The organism is Streptomyces sp. NPDC059649 (assembly GCF_042734445.1).
Lineage (GTDB): Bacteria > Actinomycetota > Actinomycetes > Streptomycetales > Streptomycetaceae > Streptomyces.
Genome location: NZ_JBHWDV010000029.1, coordinates 18,313 through 41,536 on the forward strand (window position 1 = coordinate 18,313; position 23,224 = coordinate 41,536).

At 73.8% G+C, this 23,224-nt stretch carries 14 protein-coding genes; 4 read left to right on the plus strand and 10 right to left on the minus strand.

The window, feature by feature from the left end; all coding sequences use genetic code 11:
- Positions 1-59: 59 nt before the first annotated feature.
- Complete coding sequence (locus ACFV1J_RS26135; protein WP_385861879.1) at positions 60-1,286, plus strand: metallophosphoesterase; 1,227 nt, start codon at positions 60-62, stop codon at positions 1,284-1,286.
- A gap of 82 nt (positions 1,287-1,368) precedes the next feature.
- Here the strand turns inward: ACFV1J_RS26135 and ACFV1J_RS26140 are convergent, their stop codons facing one another.
- A complete protein-coding gene (locus ACFV1J_RS26140) occupies positions 1,369-2,856 on the minus strand; it encodes a glycoside hydrolase family 30 beta sandwich domain-containing protein (RefSeq protein ID WP_385861881.1) in 1,488 nt (495 codons plus the stop codon).
- Positions 2,857-3,333: 477 nt separating this feature from the next.
- Between ACFV1J_RS26140 and ACFV1J_RS26145 the strand changes: the two genes are divergently transcribed.
- A complete protein-coding gene (locus ACFV1J_RS26145; RefSeq protein ID WP_385861883.1) occupies positions 3,334-5,478 on the plus strand; it encodes a SpoIIE family protein phosphatase in 2,145 nt (714 codons plus the stop codon).
- A gap of 33 nt (positions 5,479-5,511) precedes the next feature.
- On the opposite strand, the gene ACFV1J_RS26150 is transcribed toward ACFV1J_RS26145, so the two are convergent.
- The 5 genes from ACFV1J_RS26150 to ACFV1J_RS26170 all read right to left on the minus strand — a co-directional run bounded on the left by ACFV1J_RS26150 (position 5,512) and on the right by ACFV1J_RS26170 (position 13,591).
- On the minus strand, positions 5,512-6,909 hold the full coding sequence (locus tag ACFV1J_RS26150) for an NADP-dependent succinic semialdehyde dehydrogenase (RefSeq protein ID WP_385861885.1): 1,398 nt from the start codon (positions 6,907-6,909) through the stop codon (positions 5,512-5,514).
- A 1,051-nt stretch (positions 6,910-7,960) separates the two neighbouring features.
- Positions 7,961-9,991, minus strand: coding sequence for a dipeptide ABC transporter ATP-binding protein (locus tag ACFV1J_RS26155; protein ID WP_385861887.1), 2,031 nt, complete (start codon positions 9,989-9,991; stop codon positions 7,961-7,963).
- The gene (locus ACFV1J_RS26160) at positions 9,988-10,893 is read right to left on the minus strand and encodes an ABC transporter permease (RefSeq protein ID WP_385861889.1); all 906 of its coding nucleotides are present in this window, start codon (positions 10,891-10,893) and stop codon (positions 9,988-9,990) included. Before ACFV1J_RS26160 ends, ACFV1J_RS26155 begins: the two co-directional genes overlap by 4 nt.
- Positions 10,890-11,840: an ABC transporter permease gene (locus tag ACFV1J_RS26165; protein ID WP_385861891.1), complete on the minus strand. Its 951-nt coding sequence runs from the start codon at positions 11,838-11,840 to the stop codon at positions 10,890-10,892. Before ACFV1J_RS26165 ends, ACFV1J_RS26160 begins: the two co-directional genes overlap by 4 nt.
- Entirely contained in the window at positions 11,837-13,591 is a 1,755-nt protein-coding gene (locus tag ACFV1J_RS26170) for a peptide ABC transporter substrate-binding protein (RefSeq protein ID WP_385861893.1), read from the minus strand. The genes ACFV1J_RS26165 and ACFV1J_RS26170 overlap by 4 nt, the downstream gene beginning before the upstream one ends.
- A 332-nt stretch (positions 13,592-13,923) precedes the next feature.
- On the opposite strand from ACFV1J_RS26170, the gene ACFV1J_RS26175 reads away from it, so the two are divergent.
- Together ACFV1J_RS26175 and ACFV1J_RS26180 are read left to right on the plus strand one after the other, a co-directional pair.
- Positions 13,924-15,135, plus strand: coding sequence for an ROK family protein (locus ACFV1J_RS26175; protein ID WP_385861895.1), 1,212 nt, complete (start codon positions 13,924-13,926; stop codon positions 15,133-15,135).
- Between the two features lie 52 nt (positions 15,136-15,187).
- The gene (locus ACFV1J_RS26180; protein WP_385861897.1) at positions 15,188-16,759 is read left to right on the plus strand and encodes a M81 family metallopeptidase; all 1,572 of its coding nucleotides are present in this window, start codon (positions 15,188-15,190) and stop codon (positions 16,757-16,759) included.
- A gap of 67 nt (positions 16,760-16,826) precedes the next feature.
- On the opposite strand, the gene ACFV1J_RS26185 is transcribed toward ACFV1J_RS26180, so the two are convergent.
- The 4 genes from ACFV1J_RS26185 to ACFV1J_RS26200 form a co-directional block, all read right to left on the minus strand.
- The gene (locus ACFV1J_RS26185) at positions 16,827-18,050 is read right to left on the minus strand and encodes an MFS transporter (protein ID WP_385862006.1); all 1,224 of its coding nucleotides are present in this window, start codon (positions 18,048-18,050) and stop codon (positions 16,827-16,829) included.
- A 300-nt stretch (positions 18,051-18,350) separates the two neighbouring features.
- A complete protein-coding gene (locus tag ACFV1J_RS26190; RefSeq protein ID WP_385861899.1) occupies positions 18,351-19,544 on the minus strand; it encodes an amidohydrolase family protein in 1,194 nt (397 codons plus the stop codon).
- Positions 19,544-20,944, minus strand: coding sequence for a glutamine synthetase family protein (locus ACFV1J_RS26195; protein ID WP_385861901.1), 1,401 nt, complete (start codon positions 20,942-20,944; stop codon positions 19,544-19,546). The genes ACFV1J_RS26190 and ACFV1J_RS26195 overlap by 1 nt, the downstream gene beginning before the upstream one ends.
- 108 nt (positions 20,945-21,052) lie before the next feature.
- The gene (locus tag ACFV1J_RS26200) at positions 21,053-23,116 is read right to left on the minus strand and encodes a SpoIIE family protein phosphatase (protein WP_385861903.1); all 2,064 of its coding nucleotides are present in this window, start codon (positions 23,114-23,116) and stop codon (positions 21,053-21,055) included.
- Between the last annotated feature and the right edge of the window lie 108 nt (positions 23,117-23,224).

Below are 23,224 nucleotides of genomic sequence, written 5' to 3' on the forward strand. Positions count from 1 at the left end.
CCACCTCCGGTTCATCTTTTCGTCACCATCGCCCCTGCCGGCCATGAGAAAAACCAGGCATGTGTGAAGACGAACTGATCCCGCCGCAGGCGGACATGACCGAGCGGGAGTGGCTGCGGGCCGGCTCGGAGGCGGCGGGCGCCGGGGCGGCGCCGATGCCGACGACGGGGCGGGTGCCGCAGTGGGTGAACCGGCGGACCCTGCTGGGCGGCGCGATGGCCGGTGCCGCGCTGGCGGTGCTGCCCTCGCCGGCCCAGTCCCCCGCGTCCGCCGCCCCCCGCCCCGGTGCGCCGGGAGCCTTCCCGTTCCCCGAACGCCCCAACGGCAAGGGCGAGTTCGCCATTCTGGTCACCGGTGACGCGGGGACCGGGGACGAGGCGCAGTACGCGGTGGCGGCCGCCGCGCGTGACATCTGCCGCAGCGAGGGGGTCGGCCTGGCGGTCGGGCTGGGCGACAACATCTACGAGAACGGGCCGGAGTCCGACCACGACTCCGAGTTCCAGGACAAGTTCGAGAAGCCGAACAGCGGCATCGACGTGCCCTGGCTGATGGTGCTCGGCAACCACGACTGCTCGGGGCTGATACCCGGCAGCGGCGGTGACCCGTCGCGCGGTGACCGCGAGGTCTCCTACGCCAAGAGCTCGAAGCGCTGGTACATGCCGGCCCGTTACTACCGCGTGCCGCTGCCCGCCGCCGACCCGCTGGTGGAGTTCTTCGCCCTCGACACCATTCCCTGGTCGTCGTACGTCGCCCAGCTCGACCCGTACTACCGCTGGGACGGCCCGTACATGCGCGCCCAGCGCAGCTGGCTGGACGAGGCGCTCAGGTCCTCTCGGGCGCGCTGGAAGGTGGTGATCGGCCACCACCCGTACCTCAACAACGGCAAGCACGGCAGCGCCGGTTCGTACGACGGTTTCGAGATCGGCAACTACACCAGCGGCGTCCACCTCAAGGACATGTACGAGAAGGTGGTGTGCGGCCGGGCCGATCTGATCCTGTCCGGGCACGACCACACCCTGCAGATCCTGGAGCCGACCGCACGCACCGGCGGCACCCGCCAGGTGGTGTGCGGGGCGTCCGCCAAGACGGAGGACGGCAAGGCCCACTTCGCGCATCCGGCGGCCTGGCAGAACTTCTCCGACCACGGCTTCATGCTGCTGAAGGTGTCCGGCGCCCGCCTGACCATCGACGCGTACACCGTCGACGTGGCGACCCGCAAGGCCACCCTGGCCCACCGCACCCGCCACACCCGCCCGGTCACCACCCCGGCCGCGGCACACGCCTGACCGGTACGGGCCCGTGCTCCTGGACGACGCGGCGCCGGCGCCCGCCCGTTCGCGCCGGCGCTGAAGCCAGTGCTCGGGCCCGCTACCAGACGAAGGTGGCCGAGGCGCCCGGGGGGAGGGTGTAACGGGTGTGCCGGTGGGTGGAGTTGATGCCGGCGGGCTGGGGGGTGGGGGTGTCGTTGTAGGTGATCAGGACGGTGGAGCCGTCGGGGTTGCGCCAGGCGACGTGGGGCAGGGCGGACGGGCCGGTGGAGGCGATGCGGCGGGCGCCGGGTTTCACGAACTTGGTGAGGTGGCCCATCGTGTAGTACTCGACGGTGTAGTCGACCCGGCCGTTGCGGTCGTCGCCGTGGTGGACGGTGACCAGCCCGCTGCAGTCGGAGCAACCGCCGTGGTGGGGGCCGTGGTTCTGGTCCACGGCGAGTGACCACTTCGTCCAGCTGCTGCCCCAGTTGCGGGTGTAGTCGATGAGGTCGTGCATGTCCTGCTTCTGCTGGTTGGCGATCCACCGGCCGCCGGAGTGCTCGGTGTCGTAGACCGGCAGATCGGGGTACCGGTCGTGCACCCGGGTCTGCCGGGTGACCTCGCCGCCGTAGCCGTGCCAGGCCAGACCGCCGAAGTTGGGGTGGTGGCGGACGGCCGGATCGTCGACGGTGGGCCGGGCGAAGGCGTCGTAGCGGTCCCAGTTCCAGTCCAGGGCGAGGACCTTGGTGGGCAGTTGGGCCCGGCGCAGCGCGGGCAGCAGGTCGTGCTTGGTGAAGCGGGCGAGCGAGGCGCCGGTCCACCGCATGGACGGGTAACCGGCGCAGCAGGTGGGCTCGTTCTGGACGGAGACGTAGTCGACCGGCACGCCGCGGTCGCGGTACGCCCGGAGGTACTTCACGAAGTAGCGGGCGTAGCCGGCGTGGTACTCCGGCCGCAGCCGGCCCTGGTCGAGCCGGCCGTTGTCCTTCATCCAGGCGGGCGCGGTCCAGGGCGTGGCCATCACCTTCAGCGCCGGGTTGAGCCGGCGGGCCCGGGCGGTCAGCGGCAGGACGTCGGCGAGGTCGTGGGCGACGGAGAAGTGCCGGAGGTCCGGGTCGGTGCGGCCGGCGGGCAGGTCGTCGTAGGTGTAGCCGGAGCGGGCGAGGTCGGAGGCGCCCATCGGGTTGCGGAGGAAGCCGAGGCCGATGCCGTCGTCCGGGTCGAAGAGCTTGCGCAGGACCGTCGCGCGGGTCGCCTCGCTGAGCGCACCGCTGCTGTTCAGCAGCCAGGCGGCGGTGTCGGTGAACGAGGCGCCGCCGCCCTCGAACCGCTGGTAGGTCCGGGACGGGTCGACGGTGAGGGTGCCGCCGCGGCCCGGCCGGAAGGTGAGCGGCGGCTGCCGCCGCAGACCCTGGACGACCTGCCGGCCGCCGGGGTCGGAGGTGGTGGTGAGGTAGACCCGCATCCGGTGCGGTGCCGGGCCGGCGGGCTCCGGGGGCGTCGGCGCCCCGGCGGCCGTCCACAGCACCAGCAGGCCGGCCACCCCGGCCGCGGACGTGGCCAGGGCGCGCCGGCGGCGTCGCGCTCGTGCGGCTCGCGCTCTCATGGCGGGGCCCTCCTGTGGCGCGGGCAGTCCGGCGTACGCCCGGTGTTCTGCCCGGTGAGCCGGTACGGACCCGGCCCGCTCGCGGCTTCCGGCCGGCGGGGCACCCGGCCGACGGCTCCGCCCCATGGTTCGGGAGGTGAACGGTTGCGTCAAGCGACGGTATACAAGAGGGAGTTGGGCGGGGCCGGGGCGGGGCCGGGGGGCTTGCCCGCCTTGGTCTTCCGGACTCCGGGGAGCGGGCCGGGCCCGCGGTACCGGTACCGCGGCCGGTACCTGCCGCGCCACGGGCGCCGGGTGCACCCGCCCCCGCCCCCGAACGCGTCCCTGCCTCCCCTCCCCTCCCCTCCCCTCACCCGTTCTCCGTACCCCGGGGGCCGCCCGGAGCACCGGACATGCGGGGTGTGCGGGCCCCGCCTAGGGTGTTCGCATGGCGAGCCCACACGTCGCACGCTCCCGGGCCACGAGGTGGGGCACCCGATGACGGCCCCGCCGGCCGGACCGTCCGACGAGGGCTACGACCCCCGAACCGACCGGGACTGGCGCCGGGTCGCGGAGGAGACTCCCGGGGTCTCGCGGCACGAGCCGCTCGGGCTGCGCGAGCGGCTCTCACTCAACCGGATGGGCACCTTCGACTGGGACCTGGACCGCGGGTTCATGGACCTGGACCCCGGCGCCCTGGACGTCTTCGACCTGCGCCCGGAGGAATACGACGGCGCACCGTTGTCCCTGGTGGCGCGGGTGCCGCCGGAGGAGGGGCTGCGGCTGGACGAGGCGCTCTCGCAGGCGCTCCAGGACGGCCACTCGTCGTACGGCGCGTACTTCCGGGTCCAGTGCCGGGACGGGACGCGGCGCTGGACGCACTCGCAGGGGCGGATCCTGCACGATCCGGAGGGCACGCCGTACCGGGTCATCGGCATCGTCCGGGAGGCGACCAGTGAGCTGGCGGACTCGGCGCTGCTGCGCTCGCTGCAGCAGGAGCGGCAGCGGCAGACCGTGATGGTGCAGCAGACCACCGCCGCGCTGTCGAGGGCGCTGTCCGTACGGGACGTGACGCGGGTGCTGACCGGTAGCCGCGGCGCCCGGCGGTTCGGGGCGGACGGGCTGGTGCTCGGGCTGGTCGCGAACGACCGGTTCGAGGTCATCGCGGCCGCCGGGATGCTGGGCGAGGTCCCGGACGACATGATGAACTCGCGGCTGGACGACACCCTGCCGCTGGCCGACGCGGCACGCCGGCGGCGGCCCGTCTTCCTCAGCACCCGCGGCGAGCTGATCGCCCGCTACCCGCGGCTGCGCCCGTACGCGGACCTGCTGCCGGCGGGCGGTGCGGCCCTGTTGCCGCTGGTCGCCCAGGACACCGTGATCGGGGCGCTGGGGCTGTTCAACGCCGAGCCGGCGGTGCGGTCGCCGGAGGCCCGGAACCTGGCGCTGGCGCTGGCCGGTGTGGTGGCGCAGTCGGTGCAGCGGGCGACCCTGTTCGACCAGGAGCGGGAGCTCGCGACCGGGCTGCAGGCGACGATGCTGCCGCGCCGGCTGCCGCCCCTCGCCGGCGGCGCGGTCACCGTCCGCTACCACCCGGCGAGCGTCGGCCGGGACATCGGTGGCGACTGGTACGACGTGATCGCGCTGCCGCAGGGCCGCACCGGGCTCGTCGTCGGTGACGTCCAGGGGCACGACACGCACGCCGCCGCCGTGATGGGCCAGCTGCGGATCGCGCTGCGCGCCTACGCCAGCGAGGGGCACGCCCCGGAGACCGTGCTGGTGCGGGCCTCGCGCTTCCTCGCCGAGCTGGACACCGAGCGGTTCGCCACCTGTACGTATGTGCAGGCCGACCTGGAGTCGGGGGCGCTGCACGTGGCGCGGGCCGGTCATCTCGGCCCGCTGATCAGCAACACCTCCCGGCACATCGACTGGCCGGAGGTCCGCGGCGGGCTGCCGCTGGGGCTCGCCACCCACTTCGGGCCCGACCACTTCCCCGAGACCCAGCTCTTCCTGGAGCCCGGGTCGACGCTGCTGCTGTGCACCGACGGCCTGGTCGAACAGCCCGGCCGGGGCATCTCGGCGGGCCTCGAGGCGCTGACCGAGGCGGTCCGCACCGGCCCGGCGGACCTGGAGGAGCTGGCCGACCACCTCTCGGCCCGGCTGTGGGCCGACCCCGGCTCGGACGACGACATGGCCCTCCTGCTGCTGCACCGCGAGCCGGGCCCGGGGGCCGTGACCACGCCGCGGCTGCGGCTCCACGTCCACCAGGCCGATCCGTCGGGCACCGTCGAGGTCCGCTCGGCGCTGCGCCGCGTGCTCGACCAGTGGCGGGCGGGCGCCGTCCTGCACGACGTCGAGGTGGCGGCCTCGGAGCTGATCGCCAACGCGCTGACCCACACCGAGAGCGGCGCCCTGGTCACCGTGGAGCTCCTGCCCGGCACCCCGCGGCGGATCCGGCTGGAGGTCGAGGACCGCTCCAGCCAGTGGCCGCGCCGCCGCAGCCCCGGCGAGACGGCGACCTCGGGCCGGGGCCTGCTGCTGGTCGAGGCGCTGGCGGACCGCTGGGGCGCGGAGCCGCGGGGCAACGGCAAGGCGCTGTGGTGCGAGTTCCTGACACCGGACGGCGCGGACCCGGCGCGGTGACCACCCACGGCCGGGCACGCGCCCGTCGAACCCTCACTCCTCGGGGCCGTACCAGAGCGTCGTCGTGTTGCAGAACTCCTTGATGCCGTGGCCGGACAGTTCCCGCCCGTAGCCGGACCGCTTGGCGCCGCCGAACGGGAGGCCGGGGTGGGAGGCGGTCATGCCGTTGAAGTAGACGCCGCCGGCCTGGAGGTCCCGGGCCAGCCGGGCCTGTTCGTCGGGGTCGCGGGTCCAGGCGTTGGAACTCAGCCCGAACGGGGTGTCGTTGGCGAGCTCGACCGCCTCGTCGAGATCGGCGACGCGGTAGAGGGTGGCGACCGGGCCGAACGCCTCCTCGTGGTGGATGCGCATGGTCGGGGTGATCCCCGCCAGGACCGTGGGCTCGTAGAACCAGCCGGCCCGGTGCTCGGGCGGCCGGCGCCCGCCGCACAGCGCGGTCGCGCCCTGGTGGACCGCGTCATCGACGAGTTCCTCCAGGTCGGAGCGGCCCTGCTGGCTGGAGAGCGGTCCGATGTCGGTGTTCTCGTCCATCGGGTCGCCGACGGTCAGCGCCGCCATCCGCTCGGTGAACCGCTCGCTGAACGCGTCGTAGACGTCGTTGTGCACGATGAACCGCTTGGCCGCGATGCAGGACTGCCCGTTGTTCTGCACCCGCGCGGTCACCGCGACCTTGGCCGCCTTGTCGAGGTCGGCGGAGGGCAGCACCACGAACGGGTCGCTGCCGCCGAGCTCCAGCACGGTCTTCTTGACCTCGTCACCGGCGATGGACGCCACCGCACGCCCGGCCGGCTCGCTGCCGGTCAGGGTCGCGGCGGCCACCCGCGGATCCCGCAGGATCTCCTCGACGGCGCCGGAGCCGATGAGCAGGGTCTCGAAACAGCCCTCGGGGTAGCCGGCGCGGCGGAACAGCTCCTCGATGTAGAGGGCGGTCTGCGGGACGTTCGAGGAGTGTTTGAGCAGTCCGGTGTTGCCGGCCATCAGCGCCGGGGCGGCGAACCGCACGACCTGCCAGAGCGGGAAGTTCCACGGCATCACCGCCAGCACCGGGCCGAGGGGCCGGTAGCGGACCACGGCACGCATCGCCCCGGAGTCGGCGACGTCCGCCGGGTCGGGGTGCTCGTCGGCCAGCAGGCCCTCCGCGTGACGGGCGTACCAGCGCATGGTCTTGACGCACTTCGCGGCCTCCGCACGGGCCTGGACCAGCGGTTTTCCCATCTCGGTGGTCATCGTGCGGGCGATGCCGTCCTGGTCGGCCTCCAGCAGGTCGGCGGCCTTGAGCAGCAGTTCCGTACGGCGGGCGAAGCTGGTGGTGCGGTGGATCTGGAACGCCTGCTCCGCCCTGACCAGGCGGTCCTCGATCTCGCCCGCGTTGAGCGCGTCGAAGGTCTTCAGGGTCTCGCCGGTGGCCGGGTTGACCGTGGCGATGGCCATGGTCAGCACCTCCTAGGAAAGCGGTGAGGGAGCGGGGGACGGGTCCGGGACCGGGTCGGGATCGGGTCCGGGCGGCCGGGGTATCGGCGACGGTTCCGGAGGGATGGGCTCCGGTGGCGGGGGCGGGACCGGTGGTCCGGGAAGCGGGTCGGGGGTGGGATTCGGCGGCGGGCCTCCCGGGTCCGGCGGCCGCGTGGGCTCCGGATCGCGGTCGAGCGTGCGCTCACGGCGCGGGTGCGGTTGCCGCTGCACGGCGGGCCTCCAATGAGAGGTTCTGTAGCCACGTATGCGGCGTACGCCGCATGTGTCCCCCGTACCCGAGTCTGGCGTCTCTACGGGTCCCCCGCACGGTGGGTTGCGCCCCGCACCGTTCCGCTGCGCTTTGCGGCGCCTCCCACGTACCTGGCCGTCCCGCCGCGGGGCTTGGTCGCCGTTGCGCTTTGCGGCGCCCCGCACGTACCTGGCCGTCCCGCCGCGGGGCTTGTTCGCCGTTGCGCGCTTTGCGGCGCCTCCCACGTACCTGGCCGTCCCGCCGCGGGGCTTGTCGCCGTTGCGCTTTGCGGCGCCCCGCACGCACCTGTCTGTCCCGCCGCGGGGCTTGTTCGCCGTTGCGCCTGGCGGCGGGCGTGGTGTTGTCGGGTGCGGTGCCGGCCCTCCAGACTTCGTCCTCCGGTCCAGCCCCTCCCGTGAGTGGGTGGTGAGAGGCCGGTGGGGGTGACTGTCATCCGTTGGCTGCGCGCACGTGGGCATTACCTGCACCCCCACCGTCCTTAACTTTCCCTCTCACGGGAGGGGACGGGCCGGAGGGGCCTTGTTCGTGGGCTTCGCTTCCAGGGGCTCAATTAAGGAGCGAAGGCGGAGCGCAGCGGAGCGTAAAGCGAAGCAGTCCACGAACAAGGCCCCGGAGGTCCGTCACCGCACCCGACAACACCCAGCCCGCCGCAGGCGCAACGGCGAGCAACAACCGCGGCGCAGCAGACGGGTACGTGCGGGGGCGCCGCAAAGCGCAACGGCGAGCAAGCCCCGCGGCGCCGCAGACAGGTACGTGGGGCTAACCGCGAAGCGGAAAGTGGCAGGAGACGTGGTGGGCCCCGCCCGTCTCCACCACCGCCGGCGGCGGCTCCGTCGCGCAGAGCTCCGTCGCAAAGGCGCACCGCGTGCGGAAGCGGCAGCCCGACGGCGGGGACGCGGCCGAGGGCGTCTCGCCGCCGAGGGGGCGGGAGGCGGAGTCGGGCGGGCGGACCGTGTCCAGGAGCCCGCGGGTATAGGGGTGGAGCGGGCGGTCGAAGACCGCCTCCACGGGGCCGGTCTCGACGAGTGTGCCGAGGTACATCACGCCGACCCGGTCCGCGACGTGCCGCACCACCGCGAGGTCGTGCGAGATGAAGAGGTAGCTCAGGCCCTTCTCCCGTTGCAGGGCGCGCATCAGGTTGAGGATCTGGGCCTGGACGGAGACGTCGAGCGCGGAGACCGGTTCGTCGGCGACGACGAGGGAGGGGGCGAGCGCGAGGGCGCGGGCCAGCCCGAGGCGCTGGCGCTGGCCGCCGGAGAATTCGTGCGGGTAGCGGTCCACGGCGCCGCGCGGCAGACCGACGTCGTCCAGGAGGCCGGCGATCCGGCGCCGGCGGGCGGCCCGGTCGCCGATGCCCTGGATGACCAGGGGTTCGGTCAGTACGGAGCCGACCCGCATCCGGGGGTCCATGGCCGCGGCGGAGTCCTGGAACATCAGCTGGACCTCGCGCCGGTGGGCGCGCAGTTCGCGTCCCCGTAGCGTGGCGAGGTCGCGGCCGGCGACCTCGACGGTGCCGGTGGTGGGGGCCTCGAGGCCGACCGCCAGCCGGCCGAGGGTGGATTTGCCGCAGCCGGACTCCCCGACGATGCCGAAGGTCTCCCCGCGCCGGACGGTGAGCGAGACCCCGGCCACCGCGCTGATCTCGGCAGCGCCCCGGCGGCGGGCGAACGGGCCGCCGTGCAGCGGGTAGCTCTTGCCGAGGTCGGTGAGGCGGAGCAGCGGCGCGTCGGTGCGGGGCGGGGCCGCGGCGGGCGCGGGCGGGCGTACCTCGGCGACCGGGTCGGTGCCGGGGGCCGGGCCGGCCGGGTGGAAGCAGGCGAAGGCGTGCGCGGTGCGGTCGGCCGGCCGGCCGCCGTCCGGGCCGTCGGTGAGCTCCGGTTCGGCGGTGCGGCAGAGGTCGGTGGCGAAGCCGCAGCGGGGCGCGAAGCGGCAGCCGGTGGGGCGGGTGGTGAGGGCCGGCGGGAGGCCGGGGACGGTGGCGAGGGGGCGGGCGGGGTCGGCGGCGCGTTCCGGGAGGGCGGCGAGGAGGGCCTGGGTGTAGCGGTGCCGAGGGGCGGTGAACAGCGGCCGTACGGGGGCGCGTTCGGCGATCTGGCCGCCGTACATCACCGCGACCCGGTCGACCCGGCGGGCGATCACCCCGAGGTCGTGGGTGACCAGGATCAGGGCCATGCCGAGCCGGGCGCGCAGTTCGTCGAGGAGCTCCAGGATCTGGTGCTGGGTGGTGACGTCGAGGGCGGTGGTGGGCTCGTCGGCGATCAGCAGGTCCGGTTCGCAGACCAGGGCCATGGCGATCGCGACGCGCTGCCGCATACCGCCGCTGAGCTGGTGCGGATGGTGGGCCATCCGCTCGGCGGGGCGGGGCAGGCCGACCAGGCGGAGCATCTCCTCGGCCTTGGCGCGGGCCTCGGCCCTGGTCAGCCGGGTGTGCAGGCGGAGGGGTTCGGCGACCTGGGCGCCGATGGTCATGGTGGGGTTGAGCGAGGTGAGCGGGTCCTGGAAGACCATGCCGATGGTGTGCCCGCGGACGTCGCGCAGGACGGGTTCGGGGGCGGCGGCCAGGTCGGTGCCGTGGAAGAGGATGCGTCCGCCGGTGATCCGGCCGCCCGCCGGGAGCAGGCCGAGGACGGAGAGGGCGGTGAGGGTCTTGCCGCAGCCGGACTCGCCGACCAGGCCGAGCGCTTCGCCGGGGGCGAGGTCGAGGTCGATGCCGTCGAGGGCGTGCACGGTCCGGTCGCGGGTGGCGATGTCCACGCGCAGGTCGTCGATGCGCAGCAGGGGTTCGGTCATCGGTGGCTGCCCCGTCCCGTGTCGAGCCGTACGTCGAGGGCGTCCCGCAGCCCGTCGCCGAGGAAGTTGAAGGCGGCCACGACCAGCACGATCGCGAGGCCCGGCGGATAGATCAGCCACCAGTGGCCGACCTGGGTGTAGGTGATGCCGGCGGAGAGCAGGGAGCCCCAGTCGGCGGCGGGCGGCGGCAGGGAGAGGCCGAGGAAGGAGAGGTAGGCGACGTAGAGGATGGCGTCGGCGATCTGGAAGGTGGCGTTGACGACGACGGTTCCCAGGGCGTTGGGCAGGATGTGCCGGAACACCGCCCGGCCCCCGCCGCCGCCCATCAGCCGCATCGCGTGGACGTAGTCGCGGCTGCGCAGGGCCAGCGCCTCGCCGCGCAGCAGCCGGGCCGGGGAGAGCCAGGCGACGGAGGCGATGACCAGGATGAGGACCGGCTTGCTGGGGGTGACGAGGGTGGCGACCACGACGAGGAGGAAGAGTGCGGGGACGGCGAGTGCGGCGTCGGTGACCCGCATCATCACGGCGTCCGGCCAGCCGCCGAAGTAGCCCGCGACCGCGCCGTAGACGGTGCCGAGGAGGGTGGCCAGCAGGCCGGCCGCCAGTCCGACCTCCAGGGACGTGCGGCCGCCGTACATCAGCCGGCCGAGCAGGTCGTAGCCGAGGTCGGTGGTGCCGAGCGGGTGGCCGGCGCCGGGGGCGCGGTTGGCCTGGGTGAGGTCGGTGTGGATCTGGTCGGTGGGGTGGAGCAGCGGGCCGAGGAAGCAGAAGGCGAGCAGGGCCAGCAGGATCAGGGCGCCGGTCAGGGCGAGCTTGTTGCGGCGGAAGCCGGTCAGGGCGCGGCGGACCGGTCCGGGGGCGGGCGGCGCGGCGTCCTGCGGTGCGGGGGCGGTGGTGGTCACGGCACGCTCCTGATGCGCGGGTCGAGGACGGCGTAGGCGACGTCGGCGAGCAGGGAGCCGAGGACGGTGGCGACGCCGACGACGAGGGTCACGCCGAGCAGTACGGGGAAGTCCGAGCCCTGGGCCGCGTTCCAGAACAGCAGTCCCATGCCGGGGTAGTTGAACATCGACTCGACGACGAGGGTGCCGCTGAAGAGGGTCGGCAGGTAGAGGCCGAGGAGGGTGACCAGCGGGATGAGCGCATTGCGCAGGACGTGCCGGACCAGCACCCGGGTGCCGGACTGGCCCTTGGCGCGGGCGGTGCGGACGTAGTCCTCGCCGAGGTTGTCCAGGACCGCGGAGCGCAGATAGCGGCTGAAGGCGGCGACGATTCCCAGGGCCGTGGTCACGACCGGCAGGATCAGGCCGGCCGGTTCGGCGAGGATCCCGCCGACCGTGTCGGCCTGCGGCGCCTCGGCGGGCAGCAGCGGCAGTTGCTGGCTGAAGACCAGGACGAGGACGAGCCCGAGGAAGAAGACCGGGGTGGCGTAGGCGAGGAAGGCCAGCCCGGTCAGGACGTGGTCGGCGGTCCGGCCGCGGCGTACCGCCTGCAGGATGCCGAGCGGGACGGCCAGGACCGCGGCCAGCGTCAGCGACAGCCCGGCCAGCAGGGCGGTCCTGGGCAGCCGTTCGGCGAGCAGCGCGGCCACGCTCTGGTTGAGCTTGTAGGACTCCCCGAGGTCACCGGTGAGCAGCCGGCCGAGGTACATCACGTACTGCTCGGGCAGCGAGCGGTCGTATCCCTGCCGGTGGTTGAAGTGCGCGACGGCCTCGGGGGTGGCCTGCACGCCCAGGATGGCGCGGGCCGGGCCGCCGGGGAGCAGGTGCAGCAGCACGAAGACGAGGACGGAGACCAGCAGCAGGACGACCAGGGCCTGGCCGAGACGTTTGACCAGGAAGCGGATCACCGTCCGGCACCGCCCTTCCTGACGTAGTACCAGTCCTGTGGGGCCAGCGACAGCGTGGGGTTCTGGTCGACGCCGCGCAGGTCGTTGCGGATGGCGGAGACCTGGTAGGCGGGGTTGGGGGTCCACAGGACCGGGAGGCGGCGGGCGACCTCTCGGCCGTAGGCGCGCAGCGCGGCGGGATCGTCGGAGTACTCGGTGGCCCGGATCAGCTCGTCGGTACGGCGATCGGACCAACTGCCCATGTTGGAGGGGGCGTTGCTGGCGAAGATCTTCTCCCCGCTGGGGTCCGGCGGGAAGTACCAGCTGCCCTGGGTGCCGAAGAAGCCGAGCTGCCAGGCGGAACAGACGGGGTCGCCGGTCGTGCAGGGGACGGTGGTGCCCAGGACCGTGTTCAGCGGCTGCTGCCGGACGTCGAGGGCGATGCCGGCCGTGCCGAACTCCGACTTGAGGACCTGCATGGTGTTGGAGGTCTCGGTCGAACCGGACTGGGAGAGCAGCGAGAGCCGCAGCTCCTGCCCGCCCTGGACGCCCGCACCGCAGGCGGTGGCGCCGCGCCCGGGGCGTACGCAGCGCAGCACGCCGTCCCGGGCGGCCCAGCCGTGGCCCGCCAGCAGGGCCTTCGCCCGTTCCGGGTCGTACGGATACGGGTCGGTGTCGAGCAGTCCGGCCGGGACCGGGCCGAGGGTGGGCGCGGCGCTGCCGTGCCAGATCACCCGGGAGATCGCCTTCTGGTCGATGAGGTGCTGGAGTGCCTGGCGCAGATAGGTCTGCCGCAACAGGGGCCCGGCGGTGGGGTGGTGGTAATTGAGCACGATATAGGTGATCGCCCAGCCCTCCCAGGGGTCGATGCGATAGCCCATTTCCCGGAATGTCGCCGACCGGGCCATGACCGAGGGCGGGAGGTAGCCGTAATCGACGCCGCCGGCCCGCAGGACGTTGAATTCGGAGTCGGCGGTGGTGAAGGGTTTCAGGACGACCCGGTCGAGATGGGGTTTGTCCGGCCCGCTGTAGTGGGTGTTCGGGGTCAGTTCCACCTGGCCCGAGGTGGTCCACTTCGCTATCCGCCAGGGCCCGTCGACGGTTTTCCACAGCGGGTCGGTGGCGAATGCGGAGAACTGCCGGGCGTGCCGCATCAGCCGGGCGAAGGCCCGCCGGGGGTCCTCGTGGTGCGGGTTCCAGGCGTGTACGGGGAGGGCCACGAAGTCCTGGAGTTCATTGGCGGTGAACCATGCCGGATTGTGGGCGCGGTCCAGCCGGAGCCGGAAGGTGCGGTCGTCGAGGACCTCGAACGCCGTGACGTCGTCCGGCATGAGTTTCGGTGAATACCCCGCCCATTCCCGCTTGTTGGCCTTGATCAGATCGAACCAGAATTTCACGTCGCGGGTGGTGACGGGCTGTCCGTCGGACCAGCGGTAGCCCTTTTTCAGGGTGATGGTGACGGTGCGGTTCCGGTCGGCGTAACGGGGTTTTCCCGCGAGGCCGCGGGGTGAGTCCAGGGTCAGCGCGTCGCCCTTCTTCTCGGGCAGGTAGAGCCGCAGGAACAGCAGGTCCTGGATGGCGCTGTTGTAGGAGGCCAGATAGCCGGGGGCGCCGATGGGGAAGATCCAGTTGGGGGTGGAGGCGGGCGGCAGCGCCATGGTGGCGGTCCCACCCTCGACGGGCACGCCACCGGTGGCACCCAGCTCGGTGACAACGTTGCCAGGCGGGCCACAGCCGACCAGCGCGACGGCACCGACCAGCGCGGTGACCACCAGGCGGCCGACTCGCCCGCCTCGGCCAACACGCTTGATCCGACCGGGAGTTCGTGTCCTGCGCAGGCCCATGCTGCCTCCGGGAGGTCGGGCCGGTGGAAGAGTGCGAGCAACGTACGGACGGCCGCGAAAAGAAGTCAAGACCCTGGCGAATCCGGCCCGACTGCGCTCTACTGTCGGCGAGTTGGGGCGGAGTCTTCCTTCGGCAACGAAGGAAGACCGCCGAACGAAGCCCTCTCCCCCGCCCCTGCCGGGCCTGTCGCCCCACCGCCTCGACCACCACTCGACCACCAGCCCCCTCGTCCCGACCGTCCGGCGAAAGGCGCGTGACCATGACCACCCCCGACGGGCCGCCCGGTTCGGCCGCGCATGTCCTCGCGCTCGTCGCGAACGGATCCGCCACCTCTCGCGCGGACCTGGTCCGCGAGCTCGGGCTCGCCGCGTCCACGGTGTCCGCCCGGGTCCAGGAACTGGTCGAGGCCGGGCTGCTGACCGAGTCCGGTGCGGGCGCCTCGCGCGGCGGGCGGCGGCCACGGCTGCTGCGGGTCGCCGGGCAGGGCGCGGTGGCACTCGCCGCCGACCTGGGCAGTCACCACATCCGTACCGGTGCGGTGGGCCTGACCGGCGACGTCTTCGACGCCGAGGACCACGCGACGGATCTGACCACCGGCCCCGGGCCCGCGCTGGACGCCCTCGCCGAGCGGCTCGGCGCGCTGGCCGAGCGGCAGCGGGCGGCCGGGCGGACGGTCCGCGGCATCGGCATCGGCTTCCCCGGCCCGGTCGACTCCGACGGCGCCCGGGTCGTCGCACCGTCCCGGATGCCCGGCTGGCACCTGTTCCCGCTCCGCGACCGGCTGGCCGACCGCCTCGGGCTGCCGGTGCTGCTCGACAACGACGCCAACATGATGGCGCTCGGCGAACACCGCGCCGCCCACCCGGCCCGGCGCCATCTCGTCGTCGTCAAGGCCGGCCGCGGCATCGGTTCGGGCGTCATCAGCGAGGGCCGGCTGCACCGCGGGGCGCACGGCGCGGCCGGTGACATCAGCCACGTACGGGTGGACGAGTCCGCCCGACTCCCGTGCTCCTGCGGCAACATCGGCTGTCTGGAGACGGTGGCGAGCGGCGCCGCGATCGCCGCCGCGTTGCGCGAGCGGGGCATCGCCGCCGCGTCCGCCGCCGACATCCTGCGGCTGGTCGAACACGGCGACGCGCAGGCCACCACGCTGGTGCGGCAGGCCGGCCGGGACATCGGTGCGGTGCTCGCCGTCGTCGTGAACTTCTTCAACCCCGAGGCGGTGGTCCTCGGCGGCGCGCTGGCCGGCGCCCAGCCGCTGGTCGCCGCGGTGCGCGGGATGCTCTACGAGCGCTGTCTGCCGATGGCCACCAGCGAACTCACCATCGACACCGCGGTCTGCGGCCCGAACGCGGGACTGCTGGGCGCCGGCCACGCCGTACTGACCGGAACACCGCACTCCGCACCCCGCCCCCAGAGGGACCCCGCCACCCGGGAAGCGCCCACATCCCCCGGCACACCCACCCCTTAGGACCCTTCAGGACACGCCTCGGCGAACCCTCCACCCAGGGAAGTGAGCCCGCATGCTCCCAGCGACGACCAGGCGCCCGCTGCGCATCGGCATCGGCGGTATGGCCATCGAGTCCAGCCAGTTCTGCCCGCACCGCTCGACGTACGACGACTTCCGCGTCACCCGGGGGCGGGCCCTGCTGGACCGCTACACCTGGACCCGGCCGGACGGTGACCTCTCCAGGACGGTCGAGTGGGTCCCCCTGGTGCATGCCGTCGCGGTGCCCGGCGGTCCGGTCGAGCGCGCCACCTACGACCGTATCCGGTCCGAACTCACCGACCGCATAAGGGAATCCGGCCCGCTGGACGGTCTGGTGGACGACATCCACGGGGCGATGAGTGTCATCGGGCTGGACGACGCGGAGGCGGACCTGACCGAGGCCGTACGCGCCGCGACCGGCCCCGACACCCTGATCTCGGCCGCCATGGACCTGCACGGCAATGTCTCGCGCCGCTTCGCCGGACACCTCGACCTGCTGACCGCGCACCGGATGGCGCCGCACGAGGACGCCTGGCAAACCCGGGAGCGGGCCGCCCGCAACCTCGTGGCGCGACTGGTCTCCGGAAAAGGCCGCCCGCACCGGGCGTGGGTGCAGATCCCGGTGCTCCTCCCGGGCGAGAAGACCAGCACCCGCCTCGAACCGGCCGCATCGCTCTACGGCCGGCTGGCGACCGTCGAGGCACTCGACGGGGTCGTCGACGCGGCGCTCTGGGTCGGGTACGCCTGGGCCGACGAGGAACGCTGCCGGGCCGCGGTGGTGGTCACCGCGGACGATCCCGGGCTCGCCCTGGACCAGGCCGGCGCGCTGGCTCGGGCGTACTGGGACGCCCGCCGGGACTTCACCTTCGTCGGCCCGACCGGTGACGCCGACGACTGCATCGCCCGTGCGGTGGCCTCCTCCGCCCGGCCGTTCCTGATCAGCGACTCCGGCGACAACCCCACCGCGGGCGGGGCCGGCGACCTCGCGTACATGCTCGGGCGGCTGCTGGCGCACGAGGACCTGGCGAGCGGCCGGTGCACCGCGCTGCACCCGGGCCTCACCGACCCGGCGGCGGTCGCCGCGTGCTTCGCCGCCGGGCCGGGCGCCGAGGTGACCCTGCGCGTCGGCGGCTGCTTCAGCGCGGGCACCGGCCCGCACGCCGCGCCGTACGAACTGACCGGTACGGTCACGGCGTTGGCGGACCCGCGGCCCGCCCCGGGCCCGGCCGCGGGGGCCTCGGGCAGGGCGCCGGAGGGGGCGCCGCCGGGCACACCGCGCGGCAACCCGGCGTACGACGGGGGCGGCCGGCGCGCGGCGGTCACCCGCGGCGGGGTGACGGTCGTCCTGACCGAGCGGCGCACCCCGTTCCACACCCGCGCCGACTTCGGTCCCCTCGACCCCCTCGGATACGACCTGGTCGTCGTCAAGATCGGCTACCTGGAACCCGAGTTGTACGCCATGGCCGCCGACTGGCTCCTCGCCCTCACCCCCGGCGGCGTCGACCAGGACCTCCTCCGCCTCGGCCACCACAAGATCCGCCGCCCCCTGTACCCGTTCGACGACGAGGACTTCGACGACCCGGACCTGACACCCCAACTGCTGTGACCCGCCACGGGCGAGCTACCGGTCGCGGGCCTTCGGACGGGGTGCCGCCACGGACCGCCGCTTCCGGCTACGGCTGTGGGTCCCGTGCGTCGTATCTCGCGAAGGCGCGGCGGCCGAGGCCGAGGGTGGTGACGGTCAGGATGCAGGCCAGGCCGCCGCCGATGACCGCGGTGGCGGGGGTGGTCAGGTCGGAGACCGAGCCGGCGAGGAAGTCGCCGAGGCGGGGGCCGCCGGCGACGACGACGATGAAGACGCCCTGGAGGCGGCCGCGCATCGCGTCCGGAGTGGCGGCCTGGAGCATGGTGCTGCGGAAGACCATCGAGACGGTGTCCGCGCAGCCGGCCACGGCGAGGAAGAACAGGCCGAGCCACAGGTTCCGGGAGAGCCCGAAGCAGGCGATGGCCGCGCCCCAGGAGGCGACCGCGAGCAGGATGGCCAGGCCGTGCCGGCGGATGCCGCCGAGCCAGCCGGAGAACAGTCCGCCGAGGACGGCGCCGACCGCGGGCGCGGCGACGAGCAGGCCGACGGTCTTGGCGTCGCCGGCGAACCACAGCACCGCGACCGCGGGGAACAGTGCGCGGGGCTGGGCCAGCACCATGGCCGCCAGGTCGGAGAAGAACGTCATCCGCAGATTGGGCCGGGTGGCGAGGAAACGCAGGCCGTCGAGGACGGAGGCGCGGCGCCGCGGCCCGTCGCCCTGGTCGGGGCGCATGGACGGCAGGCGCCACATCGCGTAGAGCGCACCGCTGAAGGCCGCGACGTCGATCAGGTACGCGGCCTGGTAGCCCCACAGGCCGACGATGACGCCGCCCAGCATCGGGCCGCCCATCAGACCGAGTTTGCTGGTAAGGGAGTTGAGGGCGTTGGCGGCCGGCAGCTGTTCGGTGGGCAGCAGCCGGGGGATCATCGACGTGCGGGCCGGGGAGTTCATCGCGAAGCAGACGGCCTGGAGGGCGACGACGGTGTAGAGCAGCCAGACCCGGTGGTATCCGGCGAGCGCGGCGGTGGCCAGCGTGATGGACATCGCGGTGGCGCCGACGGCGCTGTAGAGGCCGAGCTTGCGGCGGTCGACGGTGTCGGCGATGGCGCCGCCGTACAGGCCGAAGACGACCAGCGGGACGAGCGAGCACAGGCCGACCAGGCCGACCGAGAAGGTGGACCGGGTGATGGCGTAGACCTGCAGCGAGACCGCGAGGGCGGTCATCTGCTGGCCCATCCAGGAGATGGTGTTGCCGCACCACAGGCGGCGGTAGTCGGGCGAGGTGCGCAGGGGGGTCAGGTCGGCGAATATGCGGGAATGCCAGGGCGTTCCGCCCTTGTCCGGATGGGTGCCGGGGGTGTGCCCGGTGGTCTGCCCGGGCGTCTCGCCGGAGGTCTCGTCGGACGTCTCGCCCGAGGTCGTTGTAGGGGCCACGCGGCGCAGTAAAGCATGAGCATGACGGAACGCCGACGGCAGGACGGGAAGAGGTGCCCGACCTCTGCGGTCCTTACCGCGTCCGCCCGGACCGCCCCGGGCCCGGTGCGCCCCTCAGCCGCCCTGGGGGCCTGGTTCCCGTCGCCGCCCGGCCTCGCGTCCCCGCACGGCGTCCCGTTACTGCCCAGCTTCCCGTCGCCGCCCGGCCGCCCCCAGGCCGTACACCCGGCGGGCGTTCTCCGCGGCGAGCAGGGCGCCCACCCGGTGGGCGTCGTCCGCCGACCATGCGCCGCTCGCCGTCCAGCCGCCGAGCACCTCCGCCAGTGCGGTGCGGAACAGTGCGCTGCCGACGACGTAGAACTCGGGCAGGCCGTAGGCGTCGGTGGAGAAGAGGAGTTTGCCGAAGGGGGCGAGTTCGAGGAATTCGGCGAGGACGGTGCCGGCGCGCGGGCCGGTGTGGGTGAGGGTGAGGCCGACGTCGGCGTAGACGTGGGGGAAGACGCTCGCCAGGTAGGCGGCCTGCCGGTGGTACGGGTAGCAGTGCAGCAGCACGAGGTCGGTGCCGGTGCCGGCGGTGGCGCGGACGAGGTCGGTGAGGAGGGCCGGGTCGGCGTGGTCGAGCCGGAGGTCGGGGTCGCCGAAGCCGGTGTGGATCTGCAGCGGGCGGCCGGTGGTGACGGCCAGGGCGACGAGGTGGCGGAGCAGGACCGGGTCGGTGAGGCGGCCGGCGCCGGCGGCCAGCCAGGCGCGGGCGGCGGTGTGCACCGCGCCGGCGGTGGGCGGTTCGGCGGCGAGGGCGAGTCCGTGGCGGTAGGCGGCGACGGTCTTGAAGGCGACGGCGGTACGGGCCGCCTCCTGGACGGCGCGGGCCAGGGCGTCGGTGAATTCCTCGGGGTCGGCGGCCGCGTCCCCGTCGCCGCCCCCGTCGGCGACCGCGGCGGCGGTGCGTTCGGCGAGGGTTTCCAGCCGTACGACCTCGTGGCCGGTGCCGCCGCCGGCCGCGGCGGTGTCGTCGGGGCCGGTCAGGTCGCCGGGCAGCCCGGTGTCGACGAGGTAGGCGCCGATGCCGGTGGCGCCGAGCAGCCGCCGGCGGGTTTCGTCGGGGCCCAGTTCGCGGCGGCGGGCGAGGTAGCGCTCGGGCGGGCAGTGGGCGGGCAGGTCGAGCAGCGGCGGGCACCAGCGGCGGACCGCGAAGCCGGTCTGGGTGTCGAAGTGGGTGGTGCCCGCCGCGGGTGGCCGGTCCGATTCGGTGAGGTACGAGGCGAACGTCGCGGCGTCGGGTTCGTGGCGGAGCACGCCGTGGCAGTGGTGGTCCACCAGCGGCGGCAGGCCGTCGTCGAAGCCGGGGCCGCTTCCCGGGGCGGCGGGCATCACCAGCGCCAGCGGGTGGCGGCGGCGATCTCCTCGTCGGTGCTCTCGGCGAAGTGCGCCTCCTCGGCGCGCCGGACGGCGAGGACGGCGCCGTGCAGCACCTCGCCCAGTGCCTCGTGGAGCGGTGCGGACTTCTCCAGCCGGTCGGTGGCCTCGGTGAGGGTGGCGGGGAGGCGGACGATGCCGCGCCGGGCGCGTTCGCGGACGCCGAGGGTGCCGGGGTCGCCGCTCTGCGGGTCCGGGAGGGCGGCCCGGGCGTCGATGCCGTGCAGTCCGGCGGCGATCACCGCGCCGACCGCGAGGTACGGGTTGGCGGCGGCGTCGAAGGTCTTGACCTCGGCGTGGCCGCCGTCGGGGTCGTCGGGCGCGCCGGTGATGAGCCGGAGGGCGGCCTCGCGGTTCTCGATGCCCCAGCACTGGTAGACGCCGGCCCAGCGGGAGGGCTGGAGCCGGAGGTAACTGGCGGGGGACGGGCAGCCGATGGCGAGGAGGGCGGGCAGGGCGCCGAGGATGCCGGCGAGGAAGGCCGCGGCGTCCGGGGCGAGGCCGTGCGCGGCGTCGGGGGTGCGGTGCAGGCTGCGGCCGTCGCGGTAGAGGCTGAGGTGGAGGTGGCAGCCGTTGCCGACCTGGCCGGCGACGACCGCGGGGGCGAAGGAGGCGCGCAGGCCGTGCCGGGCGGAGACCGCGCGGACGGTCTCGCGGACCAGGACGACGTCGTCGGCGGCGCGCACCGGGTCGCCGGGTGCGGTGGTGAGCTCGAACTGGCCGGGGGCGTATTCGGGGTGGAGCTGGAGGACGTCGATGCCCTGGACGGTCAGGGCCTCGGTGACGTCGCGGAGGTAGTCGGAGAGTTCGACGACGCGGGTCATGCCGTAGGCGGGGCCGGCGCAGGGGTAGTCGAGGGGGGCGGAGGTGTCGGGGGTGCCGGGGTGGTGGGTTTCGGGGGCGCGGGTGACCACCCATTCGGTTTCGAAGCCCATCCGCAGGTCGAGGCCGGCGGCGGTGGCGCGTTCGGTCATCCGCCGGGCGAACTGGCGCTGGCAGGCCGGGTGCGGCCGGCCGAGCTGGTCGTAGCGGTCGGCCGGGGCCCAGGCCCAGCCGGGCTGGGCGGCGAGGACGGTGACGCGGTCCAGGTCGGGGAAGAGCCGCAGGTCGCCGTCGGGTCCGCCGAGGTGGTCGGATTCGGTGATGGTGTCGTCGGAGGTGAAGACGTCGAAGACCGGTGACATGCCGACGCCGCGGGCGACGGTGTCCGCGAGCCGTTGGGCCGGTACGGTCTTGACGCGTGCGATGCCCGCATTGTCCACCCAGGTCAGCGCGATGTTGCGGACGCCTTCGGCCTCCAGGCGCGCCGTCAACTGCCGGGCTTCCTCGTGCTGTTGTGCAGCCCGCGATGTCATAGAGCCGTCCTCACTCGACCGTGCCGATCGCTCGGCGACCGTTCCCCCTCGGTTGCCGGGGCGGCCGGACGCTCCCCCGGCCAACGCTGGGAGGCACCCCCGTCCCGGTCAGGGGCAGTTGAACTCGCACCATACGCACTTTCCGCCGCCGCGCGGTTCCACACCCCAGACATCGGCCAGCCGGTCCACGAGGAGCAGGCCGCGGCCGGAGACGCCGGCCTCGCCCGGTTCGCGGCGTCGGGGCAGGCTGCTGGAACGGTCCTCGACCTCCAGCCGCAGCCGGCGTCCGACGCTGTGCGGCATCCGGATGTTGACCACGGCCTCGCCGTCGGTGTGCAGCAGGGCGTTGGTGATGAGTTCGTCGGCGACCAGCTCGATCTCCTCGGCGCGTTCGGCCGCTCCCCAGGCGCGGACCGCGGACCGGATCATGTGCCGGGCGGCGGACAGGCCGTCGGGGTCGGCGGGGGCGATGTGCTGCCGGAACCGTCCGACGGTGTCGTGTTCGGGGGCGCCGAGGCGGCGCAGCAGGAGCAGCGCCATGTCGTCCTCGTTGGTGCGTTCGCCGGCCGTTGCGCAGAGGCGGTCGGCGAGTTGCTGGACGTCCTGCGGGCCGTCGCGGATCTCCCGGGCGAGGTGGCGCATGCCCTCGTCGAGGTCGGTGCCGGGCTGTTCGACGATGCCGTCGGTGCACAGGACGAGGGTGTCGCCGGCGGCGAGGTGGACGGTGGTGACGGGGTAGTCCAGCCGCCGGAATTCGGAGGCGATGCCGAGCGGTAGTCCGCCGGGCACCGGCAGCAGGCGGCAGATGCCCTCGGCGTGCCGCAGCAGGGGGTCGATGTGGCCGGCGCGGACGATCCGGGCGGCGCCGGTGCTCAGGTCGGCGTCGACGTAGGTGCAGGTGGCGAAGCGGTCGGTGTCGAGTTCGTTGAGGAAGGCGGAGGCGCGGCCCATGACGGTGGCGGGGGCGTGGCCTTCGGCGGCGTAGGCGCGCAGGACGATGCGCAGCTGGCCCATGAGGGCGGCGGCCTGGGTGTCGTGGCCCTGGACGTCGCCGATGACGGCGGCGACCCGGCCGTTGGGCAGCGGGATGACGTCGTACCAGTCGCCGCCGATGTCCCGGCCCATCCGGGCGGAGCGGTAGCGGACGGCGATCTGGGCGTCGGGGACGCCGGGGATCCGGCGCGGGAGCATGGCCTGCTGGAGGCCGGCGGCGAGGTCGTGTTCCTGGTCGTAGAGCATGGCGCGGGCCAGGCTCTGCGCGATGCTGCTGCCGAGGGCGACCAGGACGTTGCGTTCCTGGTCGCGGAAGTCGCTCTCGCGCTCGAAGAAGAGGCCGATGACGCCGATGGGGCGCCCCTGGGCGATCAGCGGGAGGTAGGCGGCGGAGTGGACGTTGAGGGGTTCGATGGCGGGCCAGAGCCGGGGGTACTGGTGTCGGAACTCGTCGCGGCTGCGGACGTAGCGCGGGGTGAGGGTGCGGACGACCTGGCTCATCGGGAAGGCGTCGTCGATCCGGGTGTATTCGAGGTCGGGGACGAAGCTGCCGGCCTTGCCCTCGGAGATCAGCCGGATCCGGCCGGCCTCGACGAGGCCGAGGATGATGTTCTCGGCGCCGAGCCGGCTGAGGCCCTCTTCGCCGGCGAGGACGGCGATGACCTCGCCGACGGTCCGGGCGTGGGCCAGGGCGGCGGTGGTGCGCTCGACGACGCTGGTGTGCCGGCGGCGCTCCTCGTCGACGGCGAGCCGCTCGGCCGCGTGGGTGTATTCGTCGCTGGCGTCGCGGACCACGCCGATGATGCGGCGGGGACGGCCGGCCCCGTCCCGGCGGATGCTGCCCTGGCTGTGCGTCCAGCGCAGTTCGCCGTTGCGGAGGCGGATCCGGAAGTAGGCGCCGTAGGAGTCGCTGCCGTCCTTGAGCGCGCGGGCGACCAGGGCGTCCAGGCGGGCGGCCTCGTGGCCGGGGACGCGGGCGTTGAGCGTCTCCGGGCGGTCGTCGTACTCGGACGGGCGCATGTCGAAGACCTCAAGGGCGGGCGGGTCCATGTGCATCAGCCCGCTGTCGAGGTCCCAGTCGAAGCCGCCCATGCCGTTCAGGGCCAGGGTCAGGTCCGGGTGGGCGGGCCAGTCGTCCGGCACCGACACGGTGGGGCGCTTCGCTCCCCGGTCAGCCATGTCGTCACTTTGCCACATTCGGCCGGTTCACGGCGCGTCCAGCCCTCTCCCCCGTTCCGCGGCCGGCACCACCCGCCCCACCACTGACTCACTCATCAGTTATCTCAT